General features: G+C 72.3%; 7 protein-coding genes. 3 read left to right on the plus strand and 4 right to left on the minus strand.

What is annotated here, in order from left to right:
* Positions 1-244: 244 nt before the first annotated feature.
* From CCL05_RS20415 to CCL05_RS20425, 3 genes are read left to right on the plus strand one after another with little or no spacing between them, the layout of a single operon-like run.
* Positions 245-1,315, plus strand: coding sequence for an aromatic ring-hydroxylating oxygenase subunit alpha (locus CCL05_RS20415; protein ID WP_208641575.1), 1,071 nt, complete (start codon positions 245-247; stop codon positions 1,313-1,315).
* Entirely contained in the window at positions 1,312-1,491 is a 180-nt protein-coding gene (locus CCL05_RS20420) for a hypothetical protein (protein WP_086561929.1), read from the plus strand. Before CCL05_RS20415 ends, CCL05_RS20420 begins: the two co-directional genes overlap by 4 nt.
* Complete coding sequence (locus CCL05_RS20425) at positions 1,488-2,423, plus strand: PDR/VanB family oxidoreductase (protein WP_086561930.1); 936 nt, start codon at positions 1,488-1,490, stop codon at positions 2,421-2,423. Before CCL05_RS20420 ends, CCL05_RS20425 begins: the two co-directional genes overlap by 4 nt.
* A 52-nt stretch (positions 2,424-2,475) precedes the next feature.
* On the opposite strand, the gene CCL05_RS20430 is transcribed toward CCL05_RS20425, so the two are convergent.
* From CCL05_RS20430 to CCL05_RS20445, 4 genes are all read right to left on the minus strand, one after another.
* On the minus strand, positions 2,476-3,150 hold the full coding sequence (locus CCL05_RS20430) for a GntR family transcriptional regulator (RefSeq protein ID WP_086561931.1): 675 nt from the start codon (positions 3,148-3,150) through the stop codon (positions 2,476-2,478).
* Positions 3,147-4,148: a proline racemase family protein gene (locus CCL05_RS20435; RefSeq protein WP_086561932.1), complete on the minus strand. Its 1,002-nt coding sequence runs from the start codon at positions 4,146-4,148 to the stop codon at positions 3,147-3,149. The genes CCL05_RS20430 and CCL05_RS20435 overlap by 4 nt, the downstream gene beginning before the upstream one ends.
* Positions 4,149-4,153: 5 nt before the next feature.
* The gene (locus CCL05_RS20440; RefSeq protein WP_086561933.1) at positions 4,154-5,044 is read right to left on the minus strand and encodes a dihydrodipicolinate synthase family protein; all 891 of its coding nucleotides are present in this window, start codon (positions 5,042-5,044) and stop codon (positions 4,154-4,156) included.
* The coding region (locus tag CCL05_RS20445; protein WP_208641576.1) for a (2Fe-2S)-binding protein at positions 5,041-5,614 on the minus strand (574 nt) is incomplete at its 5' end. The genes CCL05_RS20440 and CCL05_RS20445, both read right to left, overlap by 4 nt.

Consider the following 5,614-nt stretch of genomic DNA (forward strand, 5'->3'; position numbering starts at 1 on the left):
CGCCCCCGCACCGACGCCCCCGCCTTCCGCCAGAACGACGCGGTGGCACGCGCCCTTCTCCGCGCCCTGAGCATCACCGAGGCCGGGACGGCAACGCCTCCGGTGGACGGTCGGCCTCTCAGAGTGTGAGACCTTCCAAGCGGCTGACCAGAGGGTTTCCGTCCGGCGGAAGTCCTATTGCCAGGGTGACGGCGACATCGTCATGGTGTTTCCGACAGGACGTCGAGGATGACGGGACCCGCTCATGCCGCACATGACTGCTTTTGCCAAGAACCAGTGGTACGTCGCCGCCTACAGTCACGAGGTCGGGCGGGAGTTGCTCGGACGCACGATCCTCGGTGAGACGCTCGTGCTCTACCGGACCGAGGAGGAGGGCACGCCGGTCGTGCTGCACGACCGGTGTGTGCACCGCCGGTACCCGCTGTCCGAGGCCCCGACGCGCCTCGACGGCGACCGGATCGTGTGCGGGTACCACGGGTTCACGTACGACACGACCGGTACGTGCGTGTACGTGCCGGGGCAGAAGCGGGTGCCTCGCACCGCCCGGGTCGCCTCCTACCCGGTCGTCGAGCAGGACTCGCTGATCTGGGTGTGGATCGGTGACCCGGCGCTCGCCGATCCGCAGAGCATCCCGCGGGCCAGGCACCTCGACTCCCCCGGCTGGGTCACCGTGCGCGGCATGGAGCCCATCGACTGCGACTACGGACTCCTCGTCGACAACCTCCTGGACCTGTCGCACGAGACGTATCTGCACGGCGGGTACATCGGCACCCCCGAGGTCGCCGAGACACCGATCACGACGGAGGTCGACGAGGGCGCCGGGATCGTCCGGGTCAGCCGGCACATGGACGACGCCGCGTGCCCGCCGTTCTACGCGAAGTCCACCGGCATAGAAGGCCGGATCACCCGCTGGCAGGACATCGAGTACCACGCGCCCTGCCTGTATCTGCTGCACAGCCGCATCGCCCCGGTCGGTGTGCTGCCCGAGCCGGACGGCAGCGACCCGAACGGCTTCCACACCGAGATCACGTACGCGATCACCCCGTCCGGAGACGGCAAGGTGTACGACTTCTGGGCCGTCTCGCGCGACTGGGCGATCGACGACGCCGAGGTCACCGAGTTCCTGCGCGGCAACAACCACACGGTCGTGATGCAGGACGTCACCGCGCTCAACCTGCTCCAGAAGACCCTCGGCACCGAGCGCACCGGCTACCAGGAGCTGAGCATCAACATCGACACCGGTGGTCTGGCCGCCCGCCGCATCCTCGCCCGGCTGGTGGAGCAGGGCGAGAAGCCCGTGGAGAAGGTCCAGTGACCAGTCCGACCGGCGAGATCTACCGCATCGACTGGCTGCCCGGCACCGACGTCCTGCACGGCACCTGCCACTGCGGCCGTGAGCACACCGCGCAGGACCCGGTGGAGATGTGGGAGTGGATGCTCGCCCACCCGCAGGGGCATGACGTCGACAAGCCGCAAGGGAACAGTTCATGAGCGTGTACGAAGCCGAACTCGTCGTCGAACGGCGTGATTTCGCCGCCGACGGCGTGCTCGCCCTCACCCTGCGCCACCCGCTCGGCGAGTCACTCCCGGCGTGGGAGCCGGGCGCGCACATCGACGTCGTGCTCGGCCCCGGGCTGGAGCGGCAGTACTCGCTGTGCGGCGATCCGGCCGACCGGTCGGCCTGGCGGATCGCGGTGCTGCGCGAGCCGGACGGCCGGGGCGGTTCGGCCCATGTGCACGAGCAGGTGGGGCAGGGCGACAAGGTCCGGGTGCGCGGGCCCCGGAACAACTTCGGCCTGGAGCCCGCCCGGCGCTACCGCTTCGTCGCGGGCGGCATCGGCATCACCCCGATCCTGCCGATGCTGGCGGCGGCCGAGGCGGCGGGCGCCGAGTGGACGCTGCTGTACGGCGGGCGCACCCGCCGGTCGATGGCGTTCGGCGAGGAACTCGCCCGGTACGGCGACCGGGTGACGATCGCGCCCCAGGACGAGACGGGGCTGCTGGACCTGCCCTCGGTGCTGGACGACGTACCCGAGGGCACGCTCGTCTACTGCTGCGGCCCCGGGCCGCTGCTGGACGCGGTCGAGGAGCGCTGCCCGTCCGGAGTGCTGCGCGTCGAGCGGTTCCGGCCGAAGGAGCAGGAGACGGGCGGCACCACCGAGTTCGAGGTGGAGCTGGCGCGGAGCGGCAGGACGCTCACCGTGGCGCCGGACGTGTCGGTCCTGGACGCCGTGCGCGAGGCCGGTGTCGAGGTGCTCTACTCCTGCACCGAGGGCACCTGCGGCACCTGCGAGACCGACGTGCTGGAGGGCGAGCCGGACCACCGTGACTCGGTGCTCACCGACGACGAACGCGCGGCGGGCGAGACCATGCTCATCTGTGTGTCCCGCTGTCGCGGCAAGCGGCTCGTGCTGGACCTCTGACCCGGCACCGGTCCCCGCCGTCCCGGTCCGGCACCGGGACGGCGGGCAGGCGTCAGGGTCCTGCGGGTCCTGCCCACAGCCCCCGGACGTGCCCGAGATGCCGGGTCATCACCGTCCGTACGGCCTCCTCGTCCCGGGCGAGCAGCGCGTCCAGGATCTCCAGGTGCTCCTCCGCCGACGCCTCCAGCCGCCCCTGCTCGACGAGCGCGGTCAGTCCGTACAGCCGGGAGCGGCGTCTGAGGTCCCGTACGACGTCGACGAGATGGCCGTTGCCCGCGAGGGCCAGCAGGCCGAGGTGGAAGCGCAGGTCGGCCTCGACGTAGGCGATGAGGTCGCCGGCCGCTGCGGAGGTGACGATCTCCTGGGCGACCGGCCTGAGTGCCTCCAGCGCCACCGGGTCGGCCGTGGCCGCGAGACTCGCCGTGGTGGGTATCTCGATCAGCGCCCGGATGTGGGTGTACTCGTCCAGTTGCTGCTCGGAGACGGCCGTGACCCGGAAGCCCTTGTTGGGCACGGTGGCGACGAGGCCTTCCTTGGCGAGGTCGAGCATGGCCTCGCGCACGGGGGTGGCGGAGACGCCGAAGCGGGCGGCGAGGCCCGGGGCCGAGTAGACCTCGCCGGGGAGCAGCTCGCCGGCGATCAGGGCGGCCCGCAGCGCGTCCGCGACCCGCTCCCGGTGGCTGGGTTTCCTGCTGCCCAGCACAGGCAGCGCGGGTGTGCGGCTCACAGCACGAACCCCGCCGGGAACGGGTCCTCGGGATCCAGCAGGTACTGGGCGGTGCCGGTGATCCAGGCGCGTCCGGAGAAACTGGGCAGCACGGCCGGGCGGCCGGCCACCTCGGTGGTGCCGAGCAGTCGGCCGGTGAACCGGGTGCCGATGAAGGATTCGTTCACGAACTCGGTGTGCAGCGGGAGTTCGCCGCGGGCGTGCAACTGCGCCATGCGGGCGCTGGTGCCCGTGCCGCAGGGCGAGCGGTCGAACCAGCCGGGGTGGATGGCCATGGCGTGCCGGGAGTGGCGGGCGGTCGAGCCGGGGGCGGCCAGGTAGACGTGGTGGAGGCCGTGGATGGACGGGTCCTCCGGGTGGACGGGCGGGTCCTCGGCGTTGACGGCGGCCATGAGGGACAGGCCCGCCCGCAGGATGTCGTCCTTGCGGGACCGGTCGAAGGGCAGGCCGAACCGCTCCAGCGGCAGGATGGCGTAGAAGTTGCCGCCGAAGGCGAGGTCGTACGTCACCGTCCGCCCGTCGGCGAGGGTGGCCTCGCGGTCGAGGGCGACGGCGAAGGAGGGCACGTTCCGCAGGGTGACCGACTGGGCGGCGCCGTCCGTCACGGCCACCTCGGCGACGACCGGGCCCGCGGGGGTGTCGAGCCGGATGGTGGTGACCGGCTCGGTGACCTCGACCATGCCGGTCTCGACGAGGACGGTCGCCACGCCGATCGTGCCGTGCCCGCACATCGGCAGATAGCCGGAGACCTCGATGTAGACGACGCCCCAGTCGCAGTCGGGCCGGGTCGGCGGCTGGAGGATCGCGCCGCTCATGGCGGAGTGCCCGCGCGGCTCGTTCATCAGCAACTGCTTGATGTCGTCGCGGTGTTCGCGGAAGTAGAGCCGCCGCTCGTTCATGGTGGCGCCGGGGATGGTGCCGATGCCGCCGGTGATCACGCGGGTCGGCATGCCCTCGGTGTGCGAGTCGACGGCGTGCAGGACGAGTCTGCTGCGCATGATCCCTACGACAATCCGGCCGCGACGGCCTTCTCGGTGGCGGACCGGACGGCGGCCTCCTGCTCGGGCAGCAGCGGCATGCGCGGCGGCCGGCAGGGTCCGCCGTGGCGGCCGACGAGGTCCATGGACAGTTTGATGGCCTGGACGAACTCCACCCGCGAGTCCCACCGCAGCAGCGGATGCAGCTGCCGGTACAGGTGCCGCGCGGTGTCGAGGTCGCCGTCGACGGCCGCGTGGTACAGCTCGACGGACGCCTGCGGCAGGGCGTTCGGGTAGCCGGCCACCCAGCCCTTCGCGCCCGCGACGGCCAGCTCCAGCAGCACGTCGTCCGCGCCGATCAGCAGGTCGAGTTCGGGGGCGAGTTCGGCGATGCGGTAGGCCCGGCGGACGTCTCCGGAGAATTCCTTCACGGCCCGGATGTACCCCTCGCCGTGCAGCCGGGCGAGCAGCTCCGGCACGAGGTCGACCTTGGTGTCGACGGGGTTGTTGTAGGCGACGACCGGCAGTCCCGCCTGCGCGACCTCGGCGTAGTGGGCGAGGACGGAGCGCTCGTCGGCGCGGTAGGCGTTCGGCGGCAGCAGCATCACCGCCCGGCACCCGGCCTCGCCTGCCTGCTCGGCCCAGCGCCGGGACTCGGCGGACCCGTACGCGGCGACGCCGGGCATGACGCGCTGTCCGCCGATCGCGGCGACGGCCGTCTCGACGACCCGGGCGCGCTCCTCGGGGGTGAGCACCTGGTACTCGCCGAGGGAGCCGTTCGGCACGACGCCGTCGCAGCCGTTCTCGACCAGCCAGGCGCAGTGTTCGGCGTACTTGTCGTAGTTCACGGAGAGGTCGTCGTTCAGCGGGAGCGCCGTGGCGACGAGGACGCCGCGCCAGGGGCGGTGGTCGGTCATGACAGTTCCTCCTGGGAGTGTTGCCGTGCGAGGACACCGAGCGGTACGGGACGGGCGAACGGCCTTCTGGACGGGGCGGGCGGGCAGCCCGCGAGACCGGCGACGGCGACGGCGCACATCCGGCCCTGGCACCAGCCCATGCCGGCCCGGGTCAGCAGCTTCACGGTCCGCTCGTCGCCCGCGCCGAGGTCCAGGGCGTCGCGCACGGCACCGGCGGTGACCTCCTCGCAGCGGCAGACCACGGTGTCGTCGGTGACCTGCTCGGGCCAGTGCGCGGGCGGCACGTAGGCGGCGTCGAGGGCGGCTGCCGAACTGCGGAGTTTCGTACGGGCCTTGAGGGCTGCGGGTGCCGGGTCGGGGGCGGTGCCGCGCAGGGACGCGGCGGCGGAGCAGCCGGCGATGTGCCCCTCGGCGAGGGCGAGGGCCGCGCCGCCGATACCGGTGGACTCGCCGGCCGCCCACACGCCGGGTACGTCCGTGCGCTGCTCGGCGTCGACGGCCACGGCGAGCCCGTCCAGGCCGCAGCCGAGGCCCCCCGCCAGATCGGTGTGCGGGAGCATGCCGTGGCCG

Source organism: Streptomyces africanus (assembly GCF_002150735.1).
GTDB lineage: Bacteria > Actinomycetota > Actinomycetes > Streptomycetales > Streptomycetaceae > Streptomyces > Streptomyces africanus.

Bases quoted from the DNA above. Each gene is read 5' to 3' on its own strand.
- CCL05_RS20425 (WP_086561930.1), top strand. From the start codon at position 1,488: ATGAGCGTGTACGAAGCCGAACTCGTCGTCGAACGGCGTGATTTCGCC.
- CCL05_RS20440 (WP_086561933.1), bottom strand. From the start codon at position 5,044: ATGACCGACCACCGCCCCTGGCGCGGCGTCCTCGTCGCCACGGCGCTC.
- CCL05_RS20435 (WP_086561932.1), bottom strand. From the start codon at position 4,148: ATGCGCAGCAGACTCGTCCTGCACGCCGTCGACTCGCACACCGAGGGC.
- CCL05_RS20415 (WP_208641575.1), top strand. From the start codon at position 245: ATGCCGCACATGACTGCTTTTGCCAAGAACCAGTGGTACGTCGCCGCC.